This is a genomic window from Alcanivorax sp. UBA3183, assembly GCF_002364155.1.
Classification (GTDB): domain Bacteria; phylum Pseudomonadota; class Gammaproteobacteria; order Pseudomonadales; family Alcanivoracaceae; genus Alcanivorax; species Alcanivorax jadensis.
Genome location: NZ_DEXN01000045.1, coordinates 16,774 through 32,509 on the forward strand (window position 1 = coordinate 16,774; position 15,736 = coordinate 32,509).

The 15,736-nt window shown below is 59.5% G+C and carries 18 protein-coding genes; 2 read left to right on the top strand and 16 right to left on the bottom strand.

Annotated features, from left to right (window positions below; all coding sequences use genetic code 11):
• Window positions 1-31: 31 nt before the first annotated feature.
• Window positions 32-874, top strand: coding sequence for a hypothetical protein (locus tag B3Q33_RS14315; protein WP_035247364.1), 843 nt, complete (start codon window positions 32-34; stop codon window positions 872-874).
• Here B3Q33_RS14315 and B3Q33_RS14320 read toward each other — a convergent pair.
• From B3Q33_RS14320 to B3Q33_RS14395, 16 genes are all read right to left on the bottom strand, one after another.
• On the bottom strand, window positions 839-2,482 hold the full coding sequence (locus B3Q33_RS14320; protein ID WP_272963468.1) for a S1 family peptidase: 1,644 nt from the start codon (window positions 2,480-2,482) through the stop codon (window positions 839-841). The genes B3Q33_RS14315 and B3Q33_RS14320 overlap by 36 nt on opposite strands.
• Before the next feature lie 281 nt (window positions 2,483-2,763).
• Window positions 2,764-4,101 (bottom strand): DNA recombination protein RmuC, encoded by a 1,338-nt coding sequence (gene rmuC, locus B3Q33_RS14325; RefSeq protein ID WP_272963467.1) that lies wholly within the window; start codon window positions 4,099-4,101, stop codon window positions 2,764-2,766.
• Window positions 4,098-4,889 carry a TatD family hydrolase gene (locus B3Q33_RS14330; protein ID WP_272963466.1) on the bottom strand — a complete coding sequence of 264 codons (792 nt, stop codon included), beginning with the start codon at window positions 4,887-4,889 and terminating at the stop codon, window positions 4,098-4,100. Before B3Q33_RS14330 ends, rmuC begins: the two co-directional genes overlap by 4 nt.
• A gap of 191 nt (window positions 4,890-5,080) precedes the next feature.
• On the bottom strand, window positions 5,081-5,428 hold the full coding sequence (locus tag B3Q33_RS14335) for a PilZ domain-containing protein (protein WP_035247354.1): 348 nt from the start codon (window positions 5,426-5,428) through the stop codon (window positions 5,081-5,083).
• Between the two features lie 90 nt (window positions 5,429-5,518).
• The gene (locus B3Q33_RS14340) at window positions 5,519-6,526 is read right to left on the bottom strand and encodes a DNA polymerase III subunit delta' (protein WP_272963465.1); all 1,008 of its coding nucleotides are present in this window, start codon (window positions 6,524-6,526) and stop codon (window positions 5,519-5,521) included.
• On the bottom strand, window positions 6,517-7,143 hold the full coding sequence (gene tmk, locus B3Q33_RS14345; protein ID WP_272963464.1) for a dTMP kinase: 627 nt from the start codon (window positions 7,141-7,143) through the stop codon (window positions 6,517-6,519). The genes B3Q33_RS14340 and tmk overlap by 10 nt, the downstream gene beginning before the upstream one ends.
• Window positions 7,140-8,198: an endolytic transglycosylase MltG gene (gene mltG / locus B3Q33_RS14350; RefSeq protein ID WP_035247346.1), complete on the bottom strand. Its 1,059-nt coding sequence runs from the start codon at window positions 8,196-8,198 to the stop codon at window positions 7,140-7,142. The genes tmk and mltG overlap by 4 nt, the downstream gene beginning before the upstream one ends.
• A gap of 166 nt (window positions 8,199-8,364) precedes the next feature.
• On the bottom strand, window positions 8,365-9,165 hold the full coding sequence (gene pabC / locus B3Q33_RS14355) for an aminodeoxychorismate lyase (RefSeq protein ID WP_272963463.1): 801 nt from the start codon (window positions 9,163-9,165) through the stop codon (window positions 8,365-8,367).
• Window positions 9,165-10,403, bottom strand: a complete 1,239-nt coding sequence (fabF, locus tag B3Q33_RS14360; protein WP_198030650.1) for a beta-ketoacyl-ACP synthase II — start codon at window positions 10,401-10,403, stop codon at window positions 9,165-9,167. The genes pabC and fabF overlap by 1 nt, the downstream gene beginning before the upstream one ends.
• Window positions 10,404-10,647: 244 nt before the next feature.
• A complete protein-coding gene (gene acpP, locus B3Q33_RS14365) occupies window positions 10,648-10,881 on the bottom strand; it encodes an acyl carrier protein (RefSeq protein ID WP_035247337.1) in 234 nt (77 codons plus the stop codon).
• Window positions 10,882-11,067: 186 nt separating this feature from the next.
• On the bottom strand, window positions 11,068-11,799 hold the full coding sequence (gene fabG / locus B3Q33_RS14370) for a 3-oxoacyl-ACP reductase FabG (RefSeq protein ID WP_272975363.1): 732 nt from the start codon (window positions 11,797-11,799) through the stop codon (window positions 11,068-11,070).
• 2 nt (window positions 11,800-11,801) lie between these two features.
• Window positions 11,802-12,731 (bottom strand): ACP S-malonyltransferase, encoded by a 930-nt coding sequence (fabD, locus tag B3Q33_RS14375; protein WP_272975362.1) that lies wholly within the window; start codon window positions 12,729-12,731, stop codon window positions 11,802-11,804.
• A gap of 89 nt (window positions 12,732-12,820) precedes the next feature.
• Complete coding sequence (plsX, locus tag B3Q33_RS14380) at window positions 12,821-13,846, bottom strand: phosphate acyltransferase PlsX (protein ID WP_035247329.1); 1,026 nt, start codon at window positions 13,844-13,846, stop codon at window positions 12,821-12,823.
• 164 nt (window positions 13,847-14,010) lie between these two features.
• A complete protein-coding gene (rpmF, locus tag B3Q33_RS14385; RefSeq protein ID WP_035247326.1) occupies window positions 14,011-14,199 on the bottom strand; it encodes a 50S ribosomal protein L32 in 189 nt (62 codons plus the stop codon).
• A gap of 33 nt (window positions 14,200-14,232) precedes the next feature.
• Window positions 14,233-14,748 (bottom strand): YceD family protein, encoded by a 516-nt coding sequence (locus tag B3Q33_RS14390; RefSeq protein ID WP_035247324.1) that lies wholly within the window; start codon window positions 14,746-14,748, stop codon window positions 14,233-14,235.
• A 12-nt stretch (window positions 14,749-14,760) separates the two neighbouring features.
• Entirely contained in the window at window positions 14,761-14,970 is a 210-nt protein-coding gene (locus B3Q33_RS14395) for a hypothetical protein (RefSeq protein ID WP_272963459.1), read from the bottom strand.
• Between B3Q33_RS14395 and B3Q33_RS14400 the strand changes: the two genes are divergently transcribed.
• Entirely contained in the window at window positions 14,969-15,559 is a 591-nt protein-coding gene (locus tag B3Q33_RS14400) for a Maf family protein (RefSeq protein ID WP_272963458.1), read from the top strand. The genes B3Q33_RS14395 and B3Q33_RS14400 overlap by 2 nt on opposite strands.
• Window positions 15,560-15,736 lie beyond the last annotated feature (177 nt).

Here is a 15,736-nt window from a genome sequence, read left to right on the forward strand (position 1 = left end):
CCTCGAATAAGTGTTTGCACACGGAGTCACCATGAGTCGACAACTGGCCTTTTATCAATGGATCTGCCGCCGCCTTCAGCGCGACGAGCCGTTCAGTGGCCAGCCCAGTGCCGACCTGGACAGCCTGCGCACCGTGCTCAAACCCTGTGATGTGCTGCTGGTGGCCGGGCATAGCAATGTGGACCGTACCTTCAAGGTAATCGGCGACAGCCGCTTCGCCCGGGCGGTGCTTTATGTTGGTCGACTTCATGACGTGGCGGACCCGGCCCTGCGTGCCCTGCTGGGGGATTACACTCCCTGCGAACCGGATACCCAGCTGGTGATTGATGCGCGGCTGGAACGGGGCCTGATCGTGGAGCCGTTGTCCGCCCTGGAAGGCCGCCAGATCCGTGTCTGCCGGGCCCAGGGACTGAGTGACAATGAAGCCCAGGACGTATTGCGCTATGCCATCAGCCGGATCGGCGCTGGCGGCAGCCAGTCCTGGGCGGCCCTGGCACTATTGACCCTGATGCCCTGGCGATGGCTGCCGCTGCGCTGGCGCATCAACCTGTTTCGGCGCTGGGCCGGGGAGCTGGCCCGGGCACTGACTGGCACCGTGGTCGCAGATGCGTTCAGTTTCGTACAGTTCCCGGTGCTGCCGCTGGTAAAAGAAGATGGCTCCGGTAGCCGCCTGCTGCGGTTACAGCCACGAGCCATCACCGCCGCGGATTTCGATCACTCGCCCTACTTCGAGATTATCAAGGCGCCGTTCCAGTTAACGGAGATTCCCAAGGGCATGGATGCGGTGCCCTGGAAAGGCAATCAGGGCGCGCTGGCGCCGGAGCGCCAGCGGCACCTGTCACTGGTGGAGCCGTCGAGCGGCAACCAGGGCTAGGCCCAGCAGCGCCAGGAACGACAAGCTGCCACCACTACCGCCACCGCCACCACCACTGTCATTTCCTGTCGTATTGCCACCACCGCTACTGGCGCTACGAGCTTGAGCGGGCCGAGTATAGGCTTTGCTGTCACCGGTTGGAAAATCACCATTATCGGTCCATACCTGCACGGTCATGGGGTCATATCCCTCCCCTGAAAGCAGCAGTTGCTGGGTCACAAACTGCTCCGGCCCCAGATCCCCAAGACCGCACTGAACACTACGACTGCCACTGCAGTTGCCCGGCATTTCAACGGTTTCCCACCCTGCAGGCAAGATGAAGCCCAGTCTCACCCGCGCCGCTGTCTGATGAGTCGCCGCATTGCGCACCAGAGCGCTGACACGAACATGGCCATCGCTACCCCGGTTGGTGGTCAGACTGAGCACCACATCCGGCTCGTTACTGAATACCAGATTGAACGCTTCGCTGCGCAGACTGAAGTAATCATACGAGTCGCTGATCGGGCTTACTCGCACCTGATCAGCCCAACGGGACGGGGCCTTCAGGGTAACGGCATAAGTGGCGCTGGTCTGTCCCAGTGCCAGGAACAGGCTGTTTCGACAGTCGGTGTAGCCCGTGTAGGTCCGGCAGGACAGGCCCGGTACCGCCACAGACAGACCGGGCTGATGCTCGATACGCAGGCCCACATTGCGGGCGTCATTGCGGGTACTGGTATTGGCAATACGCGGATAGAGGGTCACCGCACTGGACATGTTGCGGTACTGATCACCGTTGAGGCCTTCTGTCTGTAGATCCACCAGTCCGCCGGAAGTGGTCTCTTCCAGCCAGGGCAGGTATCTATCCACGCGGCTATAGACCGCCGGCACACCATCGGTGGCACAGGTTTCATGGCCGTAGCTGGTCACACCCACCAGCCACTGCTGGTCATCCTTGCGGTAAACCAGCGGCCCGCCGCTATCGCCACGGCAGGAATCCTGCTTCTGACCCTGAGGGTTCATTTCGCCGGCACAAATCTGGTTGCCGGTGAGATTGCTCCACTGGCTGGCGCAGTAATCCGGCGACACAAAGTCCAGATCCGCTTTCTGCAAAGTCTCGGTCAGGGCAAAACCATCCGGGGTGGTGGAACCCCAGCCCAGCACTTCCAGGGCTTCATCATGGTTGCCCAGCGCCAGCTCGGTAACGATGTGCGGCTTGGCCATATCCAATGGCTTGAAGCGGCTCGGCGCCGCCAGTTTGAGCAGGGCCAGGTCATTATGGAAGTGGGTGGCATTGTAGGCCGGATGCACCTGCAGTTCGGTTACCGTCAGTTGTTCCGGAGCCTCTGTGCTGGTGCGATTAACGTTGCCAAGGGAGACAAACAGCATCTCTGCCTCGACACTGGCCACACAGTGGGCGGCAGTCAGCACCCAGCGGGGGGCAATCAGAGTGCCGCCACAGAGCGTCGCCGAAAAATTGGGATTGCCGGACCGGCTGATTTCCACTTCGGCCATCCACGACCGCACCTGTGTGACATCCTGTCCCCCGATGACCCGGGGTTGAGCTTCCAACGCCGATACCGTCTGAACCAGACCCGCCCCCAGCAGCAGGGCCACTATCAAACGACACATAAAATTACCCTCAGTTAGCGTTTCGTTACGCAACGTATACTAACTAAGGATTTTGGCTTATACCTGTGACCTGGTTCTGATATTAGAACGATGGCACTTAGGTGCCAGAAGATAACCAAAAATGACCACCGAGTCCGGTCATTTTGTCGCTATTTTTGTCGTTTTTTACGACATATAGCGTCATATTGCGCGAAGTTTTACTGCATATTTTTTATCATGCAAAACGCTTTATATAAAAGCAACCTTTTACAACATTCACACCACATTGTCCGACTGACTTATCAGTCGGCACTGTCGTCCTGCAGGTCTTCAGAGTCGTCGTCATCAGCCGGTGCCGGCAGACTGCGACGAGCCTTAGCACCCAGATCTTTCAACTGGTGCGCCTGGCGCAACAGGTTGCCGTTACCACTGGTAAGACGTTTTTGGGTCTGCTCCCAAGACGATGTTGCCTTGGCAAGCTTGTCACCCACGTCTTCCAGGGATTCCGTGACCAAAGACACCTGATCACAGATTTTGCCGGCACGGGCGGCGATATCCAGGGCATTGCGGTTCTGGTACTCATAGCGCCAGATGTTCTGGATGGTACGCAACGTCACCAGCAAGGTGGTTGGGCTGACCAGCACGATGTTGCGGGCAAAGGCATCGGTGTAGAGGCTGGAGTCCTGCTCCATGGCCACCATGAAGGCGCCCTCGATGGGAATGAACAGCAGCACGAAGTCCAGACTGCGAATTCCTTCCAGTCCGCTGTAATCCTTGATATCCAGGCCTTTGATATGACTGCGCAGAGACATCAGATGATCACGCAGGGCCTGCTCCCGCTCTTCACTGGTGGAGGCCGATGACAGGCGCTCATAGGCTACCAGGGAGACCTTGGCATCGATCACCACGTCCTTGTTCTCGGGCAGGTGGACGATGGCATCAGGCAGGCGTCGCTGACCGCTCTCATCTTTCAGGGTGACCTGGGTTTCATACTCGCGCCCACGGGTCAGCCCGGACGATTCCAGCACCCGCTCAAGAATCATTTCCCCCCAGTTGCCCTGGGTCTTCACCTGCCCTTTCAGGGCATCGGTGAGATTGCGGGCGTCCTCGTGCATCTGCTGGTTGAGACTGCGCAGCTGACCCAATTGCTCGATCAGGGAAGCCTGGGCCCGGGTTTCGTCACTGTGGATCTGGTCGACGCGGCGGCGGAAGTCAGCCAGTTGCTCACGGAACGGTTTGAGCATGCCGTCCAGCCCTTGCTGTTGCTGTTCCTGCAGCTGCTTGCCCCGTTGCTCGAAAATCCGTGCGGACAGGTTTTCGAATTCCTGCTTGAGCTGTTCGCGGCTCTTCTCCGCAAAGGTCAGTTTTTCTTCCTGGCCGGCCAACCGCTCTTCCAGCCGCGCCTTGTCGGAGGCCAGCTGCTGCAGACGGGACTCACTGTCCTGCAAACGGCGCTGGCTGGTGTCCAGCTGCTCGCGCAACAGCGGCACCTGGGCCAGCGGTTCCGACAGGGCCTGCTTCTCGGCCACCAGCTCCGCTTCCCGGCCAGCGCTACGACGACGCTCCATCAGCAGCACCAGCAGCGCCGCAAAGACTGCGCCACCAAGGGCGGCCAGCCCCAGCATCAAATTCGGATTCATGGTTGCGCCTTGTTGAAGAGGGTAAAGAAATTGTCACGGGTAATGCGCGCCAGTTCAGCCACGTCGACCCCCTTTAGCTCCGCCACACATTCGGCCACCTGGGCCACATAGCGGGGCTCATTGGGCTTGCCCCGGAACGGTACCGGCGCCAGCCAGGGAGAGTCGGTTTCGATCAACAGGCGCTCCAGCGGCAGTGCCTTGACGGTGTCGCGCAGGCTTTCTGCATTGCGGAACGTGATAATGCCGGAGATGGAAATATAGAACCCCATATCGATGGCCTGCTGCGCCATATCCAGGTCTTCGGTAAAGCAATGCAGCACACCATGAACCTGCCCCTGGCCGTATTCTCTCAGCAGCGCCAGGGTATCGTCCTTGGCGCCACGGGTATGGATAACCAGCGGCAGTCCGGTCTCCCGAGCTGCCTGGATATGGGCAATAAAATACCGCTGCTGCCACTCCCGCTGCTCTTTGGCATAAAAGTAGTCCAGCCCGGTCTCGCCAATGGCGACCACTTTCGGGTGCGATGCCCTTTCTATCAGCTCACTGACCTGGGGCTCGCGGGACTCCTTGTAGAGCGGGTGCACGCCAACACTGGCATACACATGATCATGTTGCTCGGCCAGCGCCTGCACATCAGGAAAGGTTTCCAGGTCTACGCCAATGCACAACATGTGGCTGACCCCTGCCTCGGCAGTGGCGGCCATCATGGCATCAAAGTCCCCGTTATGGGCGTCCAGATTGAGGCGATCCAGGTGGCAGTGGGAATCCACAAAAGCGACGTCAGACATTCAGTGCTCCGGCATGACAAACGCGGGAATTGTAGCGTAGATAGGCAACATGCGACACGCAGCACGCAACAACACGGGCAGGGTTTTTGTGTCACTAAACGCATGAGGCCGCGCTCAGGTTTAGGGCGCGGCCTCAAGGGTTTCAATGTGGAAAAGCGCTTATCGCGTTGTTGCGTGATGCGTGCGGCGTCCTACATCGTATGCGTCGGACGATCGGATTCCAGGGAACCGGCCAGATGGTTTTCGATGGTGACCCGGGCAGTGTCGTCCTGGTCGGAGAACTGCACGCCGATTCCGGCACTGCGATTGCCCTGGGCCCCTTTCGGGGTGATCCAGACCACCTTGCCGGCCACCGGGATCTTGTCGGATTCATCCATGATGTTGAGCAACAGGAAGATTTCCTCGCCCAGCTTGTATTGCTTGTCGGTGGGAATGAACAGGCCGCCATTGGTGATGAAGGGCATGTAAGCGGAATAGAGTACCGCCTTGTCCTTGATGGAAAGCGACAGGATGCCGCTGCGGCCGCCGGGCATTTTCATAGGGGAGAGCCTCGTGTGACATACCGGCTGTCCCCATGCCCGTCAGCGCATGGCACAGCCAGTAAGACTTTATTATTAATAGCGTAAAGATTAGTGGGCTGCCGCCGCAGCGTCAACGCCCACCAGCACCAGCAGCCACTGTTCGTAGAGCAGATCCTTGTTGGGGTTGGCACCGGACATCAATGCCCGTCGCCCTTCCAGTACCCGCTGGGCAGCGCGCAGCAGGCGCGCCGGCGGCACGGCACGGGACAGTCGGGTCAGCAAGGGCGCCAGTGATGCATCGGCGCTTTGCTGTCCTGAATAGGCCTGATTGAGGCAGCGGGACAACCAGCCATAGATCACCCCGGCCATTTCCGTGGGATCATGCTTTGACAGCATGGGGGACGCCTGAGCAACCGATTGACGCCCTTCCGCCACCGACACCAGCACCTCCAGCAAACGGGCTCGATCGGCAAACCACTCCGCCTGCTCCAGGTCCAGGGCTCGCAGAGGCGCCCCCTGAGCCGCATCCAGCAACGAGCGGGCACTCTCCCCTACCTGGCCCTGTAACCACTCCAGAGCCTGCTCCTGGGGCGGCAGAGGCAGAATTCGCTGCTGACAGCGGCTGCGAATCGTCGGCAGCAACAGGGTCGGCTGATCGCAGACCAGCAACAGCAACGTCTGCCCACCAGGTTCTTCCAGGGTCTTGAGCAGAGCATTCTGGGCGTTGCGGTTGAGCGCTTCCGCTGGCGCGACAATGGCCACACGGTAGCCGCTGTACTGGGCGGTACGGGTGGCAAAGCCCACCAGCTTGCGCACCTGATCAATCTTGATCGCCCGGCTCTTGTCTTCCGGGCTGAGACGGTGGAGATCCGGGTGGGTGCCGGCAGCACTCAACTGACACCCCTGACACTGGCCACAGGGCAGTCCCCCGGCCGGGTTGTCACAGAGCAATGTCTGCGCCAGGGACTCCGCCAGCCGCAGCTTGCCGATCCCTTTTGCACCGCTGATCAGCAACGCATGGGGAAGCCTTCCCTGCTGATGCTGATCCAACAGCTGGGCCATGGTGTCCTGATGCCAGGGGCACGGCACCTGGATACGGGCGCGTTCTACGACCATGTGAGCATTTCCTCCAGCAGTGGCTGTAGCTGGGCACGGACCTGATCCAGATCGCATGAGGCATCCAGCACCCGAAAGCGGTCCGGTTCATTGCCGGCCCGTTCCTGATAGCACTGGCGAATCCGCTCGAAGAACGCCCGGTCTTCCTGCTCGATGCGATCCAGAGCCGCCCGTTTGCCGGCACGGGCCATGCCCACATCCACCGGCACATCAAACAGCAGCGTCATGTCGGGCTGCGTATCACGCACCACCAGCGCCTCCAGGCGGCTAATGGCATCCTGGTCAAGACCTCGCCCTGCTCCCTGATAGGCCCAGGTGGCATCCACAAAACGGTCGCTCAGCACCCAGTCGCCCCGCTCCAGAGCCGGACGAATCTTTTCTGCCAGGTGCTGGGCCCGGGCGGCAAACACCAGCAGCAGCTCGGTATCATCCGCCATTTTTTCATCGCTGGGCGCCAGCAGTACGTTGCGGATGGATTCCGCCAACGGGGTGCCGCCCGGTTCCCGGGTCACCAGCACGGTCTTGCCTGCCTCGCGCAAGCGGGTGGCAAGCCAGTCCAGGTTGCTGCTCTTGCCGGCGCCTTCGCCACCTTCAAGGGTGATAAAACGGCCCCTCACTGTGAGCCCCCCGGCGAGGAGCGATAACCTTCGCGACGGCGTAGCTGATAGTCACGGACGGCCTTGCGGTGTTGTGCCAGGGTTTTGGAGAAGTAATGGCTGCCATCGCCGCGGGCAACAAAAAACAGGGACTCGGTTTCCGCCGGATTGACCGCCGCCTGGATCGCTTCACGACCGGGCATAGCGATGGGGGTGGGAGGCAACCCGGAAATGGTATAGGTGTTGTAGGGTGTAGGTCGGCGCAGATCGGAACGGCGAATATTGCCATCATAGGCCTCACCCATTCCGTAAATCACTGTGGGGTCCGTCTGCAGGCGCATCCCTTTGCGCAACCGGTTGGTAAAGACGCCGGCAATTTCCGGGCGCTCGTCCGGTACCCCGGTTTCCTTTTCGATGATGGAAGCCAGGATCAGCGCTTCATAGGGGCTGTCGATGGGCAGGTCATCCGCTTTCTGCGACCAAGCCTCTTCCAGCAAGGCTTCCTGCCGCTCCAGCGCCCGGCGCAGGATGGTCAGGTCCGAGGTGCCACGGGTATAGAAATAGGTTTCCGGCGCAAACCAGCCTTCCGGATGCAGGTCCGGTCGGCCCAGCTTTTCCATGATCTGGTCATCGGTGAGGCTGTCCAGGGTATGACTCAGGCTTTCCTGAGCCGCCAGCCGCAGGCGCAGCTCACGGAAGTTCCAGCCCTCTACCAGCGTCAGGCTGCGCTGAATCACTTCCCCGCGATCCATTTTTTCCAGCAGGCTGAGCAGGGAGTCACCGGGCCGCAAGCGGTACTCGCCAACATGCATGCGCCCGTCCATATCCGTCAGGCTGCTATAGATCCGCGCCCCTACACGGCGAAAATCCGCCTGATAGCCTTCGCCCAGCAAGCCGCGTTTTTTCAGCTCATGCAGCACCTGACTCAACCCTGCACCACGGGGAACCTCAACCACACTGGCCTCAGTCAGCGGCAAGGGCTGGTGCAAGTAGCTGCTGACCCAGGCCGTCACCAAAGGAACGGCGACCACCAGCAACACCACCAGCAGTCCGAAAATTCGAATTTTTTTACGCATGAGAGAAATTGTAGGGCCTGTGTTGCGGAATGAAATAAATTCTTTGCCAGAGCGGAACGATCGCCCTGAGGGAGGGGTGAGTCAGCGGGGCAAAACTCGACCTCTCAAGGCACTCATCACCGGGTAGCTCATGAATCCTGGTGTCTCAGGCAGGTTGGCAACGATGTTACCGTGGCAGAAAAAGCGCATCCACAGAGTGCTGCAATTGCAGCACTGAATCCAGTACCGGCCACTGCCATTGCGCCAGTTTACGCACCGGGAGCACGCCGACAACACTGTTACACAAAAACAGCCCCTGAGCGTCGGCAAGCTGTGACAGCGGCCGCAGATCGCAGACCACCTTTTCCCCCTGCTCCGTCAAATGCTCATCAAGCCACTCACGCATCACCCCCGCCACACCAGCCCGGGCCGCCTGCAGGTCCGGCGTCCACCAATGGCCATCCAACCGGGCGAACAGATTCATCGAGGTGGCTTCCAGCGGTTGGCGACGGGGGCTGAGCAACAGCCCTTCGTGCCAGCCATGGCGAGCCACTTCGCGGCGGGCCTGTACCTGGGGAAGACGGTTGAGGTGCTTGAGCCCGGCCAGGGACTCCGGGTGCAGTGGCTCACCACACAGCCCCAGCACAATGCCCTGCTCACGCAGCTGATGGGACCAGGCGGGCAGCGGACCGGCCTGCCATAACACCGTTGGCTTTGGGTTCGAGGGAGGCAGATAACCGCGTCCCCCCGGCCCCCGGGTCAAGATCAGCTTGACCACACCAGGCTTTCCGCCCAGAGCAGCCACCCCTTCTTCAAGCGCCGACAGATAACGCGTTTCCGGCAAGAATGGCAGCCCCAGCACCCGTGCACCGCGCAGCAAACGCCGGAGATGCCAGGGCCAGAGTGGCACGGAGCCATCCGCCGTCACCCTCAGGGTTTCAAACAGCCCATCGCCATAGGCCAGCCCGCGATCACGAGGATCGACCATCACACCTTCTTGAACAGCAGGGTACCGTTGGTACCGCCGAAACCGAAGGAGTTGGACAGCGCATAGTCGATATTGCGCTGCTGGGCCGTATTCGCCACCAGATTCAGATCACAGCCCTCGTCGGGTTCATCCAGGTTGATGGTAGGTGGCGCAATGGAGTCACGAATGGCCAGGATAGAGAAGATCGCCTCTACCGCCCCGGCCGCTCCCAGCAGGTGACCGATCATGGATTTGGTGGAGCTCACCGCCAGTTTCTCGGCATGCTCGCCAAACAGGGACTTGATGGCAGCAATTTCCGCCAGGTCGCCCATCTGTGTGGAAGTGCCGTGGGCGTTGATGTAATCCACTTCCTGCGCGGCGACTCCCGCATTGCGCAGCGCATTTTCCATGGCTTTCATGGCGCCCACACCCCCTTCTGCCGGCGCGGTGATGTGATAGGCATCATCACTCATGCCGAAACCTGCCAGCTCGGCGTAGATGGTAGCACCACGGGCCTTGGCGTGTTCGTAGTCTTCCAGCACCACCGCACCGGCACCATCGGCCAGCACAAAGCCATCACGGCCCTTGTCCCAGGGGCGGCTGGCGCCCTGAGGGTCATCATTGCGGGTGGACAGCGCTCGTGCGGCGGCAAAACCGCCCATTCCCAGCGGTGTGGAGCCTTTCTCGGAGCCACCCGCTACCATCACATCCGCCTGACCCAGCATGATCTGCTGGGCGGCAAAACCGATGTTATGGGTACCGGTGGTACAGGCTGTGGTGATGGCAAAGTTGGGCCCCTTCATGCCATACATGATGGCCAGATTACCGGCGATCATGTTGATGATAGTGCCAGGCACGAAGAACGGGGACAGCTTGCGCGGGCCGGAATCCAGCATCTTACGGTGGTTGTCTTCAATATTGGTCAGGCCGCCGATTCCCGAGCCGAACGCGGCGCCGACACGGTCTGCATCTTCCTTGTCCATATCCAGACCGGCATCGCGGATGGCCTGAATCGCGGCCACCAGACCGTACTGAATGAAGACATCCATCTTGCGGGCATCTTTCGGGGACAGGTAATCGGCTATATCGAATTCCGGCACCAGGCCGGCAAAACGCGTGGCGAAGGATTCCGTATCGAAATGATCGATATTTCGGATGCCGCTCTTACCCGCTTTGATACCTTCCCAGGTGGAAGCCACATCCGCACCCAGCGGGGTCAACATTCCCAGACCTGTAATCACTACTCGACGTGACGTCACCCGAATACCTCCCATCCTTTATTGTTGGGGCACTAAGCACTAAGCGACAAGATTACTATAAAGAATCCCGATGCTCGTCGCCGTTGTGTAAGCAAAAATCAACATTCAGCCATGAAATAGCCGGAAGAACAGCCTTCACGTTGCCAGCTCATGGTGACAAACCCGAAGTGACTTCAACGGCAACAAAAAAGCCGCAAGTTCATTGAACCTTGCGGCTTTCCTGATACTGCTTCAACAACTGAAATCAGCTGTGGGCTTTGATGTAATCCACAGCGGACTGAACGGTGTTGATTTTCTCCGCTTCTTCGTCCGGAATTTCAGTTTCGAATTCTTCTTCGAGGGCCATCACCAGCTCAACGGTGTCCAGGGAGTCGGCACCCAGATCTTCAACGAAGGACGCTTCTGGTTTTACGTCTTCCGGCTTAACACCCAGTTGTTCAACGATGATTTTGTTTACGCGATCTTCGATGCTGCTCATGATCCTATAACTCTCCTGATTAATGGTGTGCTAGCACCTGTCAGCGGCTATTCTAGGTGAACGCTGTTTGCGCTTGCAACCCAACTGAGCCAGTGCCGTTACCTGAAGTTTTTCCAAATATTTTCTTCTGTAAAAACAGCGTATTAGACCGCTTTTTCAGAAACCCTCCGGTGCCCGTTTTTTGAGCTAACCGGTAAACATGCCGCCATTGACATGTAAAGTGGTCCCGGTGACGTAGCCGCCACCATCGCTGGCAAGCCAGCCAACTGCACTGGCAATTTCCCCGGGCTGACCCAAACGACCCAGCGGAATACCCGCCAGAAGCGCCTCTTTCTGCGCTTCCGGCAGAGCCTCCGTCATGTCCGTCTGGATAAAGCCCGGCGCCACGGAATTCACTGTGATGTTACGTGAGCCGAGCTCCCGCGCCAATGCACGGGTGAAACCTTCTACCCCGCCCTTGGCAGCGGCATAGTTCGCCTGGCCCGCGTTACCCATGGTACCGACTACGGAACTGATATTGATAATGCGCCCCCAGCGAGCCTTGGTCATGCCTTTCAGGCAGGCCTTGCTGACCCGATAGAGGGAATTCAGATTGGTGTTGATGACATCTTCCCACTCGTCATCTTTCATCCGCAGCATGATGTTATCGCGGGTAATCCCTGCGTTATTCACCAGCACCAGCGGTGCGCCGAACTCGTCATTGATGCTCTTTACCGTGCTGGCCACGGATTCCTTGTCAGTCACGTTCAGCACCTTGCCGGCACCATTGGCGCCCAGCGCATCACCGATGGCGGTAGCCCCGTTATCCGAGGTGGCAGTGCCAACGACGAAAAAACCCTCTGCCACCAGCTGCTCGGCAATGGCACGGCCAATGCCGCGACTGGCACCGGTAACCAGTGCGATTTTCTTTTCTGACATCCTTATTCCCCTTTCAGAGCAGCCTCGAAGGCCTCTCCGTTTTCCAGCGGCCGGGCAGCAATGTCCCGGTCAATCCGTTTGATCAGACCACTGAGCACCTTGCCCGGGCCGCATTCATAGACGTGGCTGACACCCTGCTCTTTCAGGGCCTGAATGGTTTCCACCCAGCGCACCGGCGAATAGAGCTGGCGAATGAGCGCCTCGCGGATCTGCTCCGGCGCGGTTTCCATAGCCACATCCACATTATTGATGACCGGCATTTCCGCAGCATGGAAGCTGGTGGCGTTAAGGGTCTCTGCCAGTTGATCCGCTGCCGGCTTCATCAGCGCACAGTGGGAAGGTACGCTAACCGGCAAGGGCATGGCCCGTTTGGCGCCGGCGTCTTTACAGGCGGCAATGGCACGCTCCACCGCGGCGGCGGAACCGGCGATCACTACCTGCCCCGGGGCATTGAAGTTCACCGCTTCGACCACATCGCCTTCGGCGGCCTGCTCACAGGCCGCGCGGACCTGATCATCATCCAGACCCAGCACGGCGGCCATCTTGCCTTCACCGGCGGCTACGGCTTGCTGCATCAGCTGTCCACGGGTACGCACCAGGCGCACCGCATCGCCCAGGGTGACCACACCGGCACAGGTCAGCGCGGTGTACTCGCCCAGGCTGTGGCCAGCCAGCAAATTGGGGCGCGGACCGCCGCTCTGCTCCCACAGCCGCCACAGAGCAACACCTGCCGCCAACAACAGGGGCTGGGTGTTTTCGGTCTGGTTCAGGGCTTCCTGGGGACCATCCTGACAGAGAGCCCAGATATCCAGGCCGAGGGCGCCGGAGGCTTCCTGAAAGGTCTGCTTTACCGCCGGGCGGTCGGCAAAGTCAGCAAGCATGCCAAGGCTCTGGGAACCCTGACCGGGAAAAATAAAAGCAGTTTTGGACATTCACTATCCCCTTAAAGTGCAGGTCGCAGTATGCCGACTTTGCCATTGGCTGTCCGGCTCACCCTGCAACAAAGTATTAATGTACTGTTTCAGGCGTCCGCGCTGTTGACCACTGGTGCCAGGGCATCGCGGATCAGTGCCGGCACATTGCGGCGGGCTTCCAGTTCGGCCACTTCCAGGGCACTGGCGAAGCCTTCCACCGTGGTGCCACCATGGCTTTTCACCACCACACCGCGCAGGCCAACCAGGCTGGCACCGTTGTATCGGTCCGGATCCATGCGCGACTTCAGACCACGAAACACCGGCAGGGCCAGCAAGGCGGACAGTTTCCGCAGCCAGGAACGCTCTGCCTCTTCACGGATCATGTTCTTGAGCATCTTGGCCACGCCCTCCATGGTCTTCAGGGACACATTGCCCACGAAACCATCGCAGACCACCACATCCGCTTCACCGGCAAAGATACCGTCACCCTCGATAAAGCCGGCGTAGTTAATGTTCGGGGCATCACGCAGCAGGCCGGCGGCCTCCTTGATCTGCTCATTGCCCTTGATGTCTTCCTCACCGATGTTGAGCAGGGCCACCCGGGGGTGGCGCACGCCATCCACCGCATTGACCAGCGCCTGCCCCATCAGGGCAAACTGCAACAGGTGTTCGGGTTCGGAATCCACATTGGCGCCCAGGTCCAGCATATGGCAGTGGCCGGACACGGTGGGAATGGCGGTACAGATGGCAGGACGATCCACCCCGGGCAGGGTCTTGAGCACGAAGCGGCTCACCGCCATCAGGGCACCGGTATTACCGGCACTGACCGCTGCCTGGGCGCGCCCTTCCTTGACCATATTGATGGCCACCCGCATGGAGGAATCTTTCTTCTGGCGCAGGGCCACGGCCACCGAGTCATCCATGGCCACCAGTTCGCTGGCGGGCTGGACCGTGATGCGGGCATGGCCATCGAGGCCAGCCTTGGTGATGGCGTCCGCCAGCGGTTCAGGCTGGCCGACGAGAATAATGTGCAGGTGTTCCTGGCGGGAAAGCATTGTTGCCACAGCGGGCACTGTCACGGCAAGACCGTGATCTCCCCCCATGGCATCCACCGCCAACGTCACAACCGACATGGGCTGTTTCCTTGTTATCAATTCAGCGGCGGCTATTCTGACAAATTTCCGCCCATGGAAACATGGTGGCTATCATCCACTTACAAAAAATCCTCCCGGAGGAGGATTTTCAGGGTGCCTATACAGGCACACAGCAAAACGGGAGCCCGAGGCTCCCGCGTCACTTATTCGTCGTCGGTCTCGACCTGACGAATCACCTGGCGGCCACGGTACATGCCATCAGGGGAAATGTGGTGACGACGGTGAACTTCACCGGTGTTGGTATCTTCGGTCAGCGCGGCAGAAGTCAGCGCGTCGTGAGAACGGCGCATGCCGCGCTTGGAACGGGTTTTACGGTTCTTCTGAACAGCCATTTCGAACTCCTCGGGCGTTTATTCAGCCTGAATTTACTTGCCTTGACCTTTTAATTTGGCCAGAACGGCAAAAGGGTTATCCGCGTTTTCCTGTTTCTCAGGTTTACCGCTTTCATGCGGTAAAACTGTCGGGCAAGAGTCATGCAGTGCCACCAACGGCATGGCCAGCAACAGCTCTTCTTCAAGCAGGTCGGTGAGTACCATGGGGTCATCACCCACTAGCCAGGGATCCAGTCGCTGCGGCAAGGCTTTCGCCTGATCCTCGTTCCGTACCAGCGCCACATCAATGGTCGCGTGCACATCACAAACTACTGGCTCCAGGCAGCGCTGACACGGCAGCACCAATTGCGTGCTGACCTCGCCCTCGATACGCCGATGCCCCTCTTCATCACGACCGAACGCCAGCGAAATTACTACTGGCTGGTCCAGACTTTCGCGGTAATCCTGCAGGCGTGGCAGGTCACTAACGGTAAGCCGGCCCTCAACGACGCGACCCTGATCCGCATATTTGCGGGGATCGAGGAACTGTGGCAGTTGCCCTGAAAACATAAGCGCGCAATTCTAGGGCCGCAAGGCCCGCCTGTCAAAGTTAATGTGGCCAGCTAAATCGCTGACAGCAAAAGAGTTTTTCGTATCCGGGAAAAAGATTACCGGGCTGAGTGCATAAATCAGGCCGAACCCGCTCATTTTGACGGCTTTATCTGCCCTCAACCCTTCTTCCATCAAGGGAAAATCACTACACTCTGCCGCGCCAGAAGCGGAGATAATCATGACTGACACCCCTGCCCTGTTACTTGCCTCGTCCTCGCCCTTCCGTCGCCAGTTGTTGGACAAGCTGGGGCTGGATTTTATCCATCAGAGTCCGGATATCGATGAATCCCCCCTGGCGGACGAATCCCCGGTGGCCCTGGTAATGCGTCTGGCCAGGGAAAAAGCCGGCGCTCTGGCCGGGTCACACCCGGACACCCTGATCATCGGCTCTGACCAGGTGGCCGTGATCGGCGACCGGGTACTGGGTAAACCCGGCAACCGGGAAAAGGCCATCGAACAGCTGAGCGCCGCCAGCGGCCAGCGGGTGACTTTCCTCACCGGCCTGTGCCTGCTCAATACGGCCACTGGACGCACCCAGGTAGCCTGCGACCCCTTCCATGTGCAATTCCGCACTCTGCGTCCAGCGCAGATAGAACGCTATGTGGATGCGGAACAGCCGCTCAACTGTGCCGGCAGCTTCAAATCTGAAGGGCTCGGTATTGTCCTGTTCAAGGCCATGGAAGGCCGGGACCCCAACACCCTGGTGGGCCTGCCATTGATTCTGCTGACAGAGTTTCTGGCAGCGGAAGGGATCTCTCTGCCTCTATAAAGGCAGCAGCGCGGGTTCCGGGAGCGATGCCGCTTTTCGGAACCCGCCTCTTCTAGCTTCTAGCTTTGATCGTCCTGCGGACGATCCGTGCTTCGCACGGTTCGCCATGCAAGCATGGGCTCCTACAGCGGCTTCGTAAGAAATCACGAAGGCCCGGAACTTTCCAGACCTTCCCTA

Excerpts from the sequence above, each read along its gene's own strand:
- B3Q33_RS14340 (WP_272963465.1), bottom strand. The coding sequence starts at position 6,526 with ATGGTCGTAGAACGCGCCCGTATCCAGGTGCCGTGCCCCTGGCATCAG.
- B3Q33_RS14390 (WP_035247324.1), bottom strand. The coding sequence starts at position 14,748 with ATGTTTTCAGGGCAACTGCCACAGTTCCTCGATCCCCGCAAATATGCG.
- B3Q33_RS14335 (WP_035247354.1), bottom strand. The coding sequence starts at position 5,428 with ATGAAAATGCCCGGCGGCCGCAGCGGCATCCTGTCGCTTTCCATCAAG.
- B3Q33_RS14330 (WP_272963466.1), bottom strand. The coding sequence starts at position 4,889 with ATGTCTGACGTCGCTTTTGTGGATTCCCACTGCCACCTGGATCGCCTC.
- mltG (WP_035247346.1), bottom strand. The coding sequence starts at position 8,198 with ATGCGTAAAAAAATTCGAATTTTCGGACTGCTGGTGGTGTTGCTGGTG.
- rmuC (WP_272963467.1), bottom strand. The coding sequence starts at position 4,101 with ATGAATCCGAATTTGATGCTGGGGCTGGCCGCCCTTGGTGGCGCAGTC.
- B3Q33_RS14395 (WP_272963459.1), bottom strand. The coding sequence starts at position 14,970 with ATGATTATCTCCGCTTCTGGCGCGGCAGAGTGTAGTGATTTTCCCTTG.
- fabD (WP_272975362.1), bottom strand. The coding sequence starts at position 12,731 with ATGTCCAAAACTGCTTTTATTTTTCCCGGTCAGGGTTCCCAGAGCCTT.
- acpP (WP_035247337.1), bottom strand. The coding sequence starts at position 10,881 with ATGAGCAGCATCGAAGATCGCGTAAACAAAATCATCGTTGAACAACTG.
- rpmF (WP_035247326.1), bottom strand. The coding sequence starts at position 14,199 with ATGGCTGTTCAGAAGAACCGTAAAACCCGTTCCAAGCGCGGCATGCGC.
- pabC (WP_272963463.1), bottom strand. The coding sequence starts at position 9,165 with ATGGTCGATCCTCGTGATCGCGGGCTGGCCTATGGCGATGGGCTGTTT.
- fabG (WP_272975363.1), bottom strand. The coding sequence starts at position 11,799 with ATGTCAGAAAAGAAAATCGCACTGGTTACCGGTGCCAGTCGCGGCATT.
- B3Q33_RS14315 (WP_035247364.1), top strand. The coding sequence starts at position 32 with ATGAGTCGACAACTGGCCTTTTATCAATGGATCTGCCGCCGCCTTCAG.
- B3Q33_RS14320 (WP_272963468.1), bottom strand. The coding sequence starts at position 2,482 with ATGTGTCGTTTGATAGTGGCCCTGCTGCTGGGGGCGGGTCTGGTTCAG.
- B3Q33_RS14400 (WP_272963458.1), top strand. The coding sequence starts at position 14,969 with ATGACTGACACCCCTGCCCTGTTACTTGCCTCGTCCTCGCCCTTCCGT.
- plsX (WP_035247329.1), bottom strand. The coding sequence starts at position 13,846 with ATGTCGGTTGTGACGTTGGCGGTGGATGCCATGGGGGGAGATCACGGT.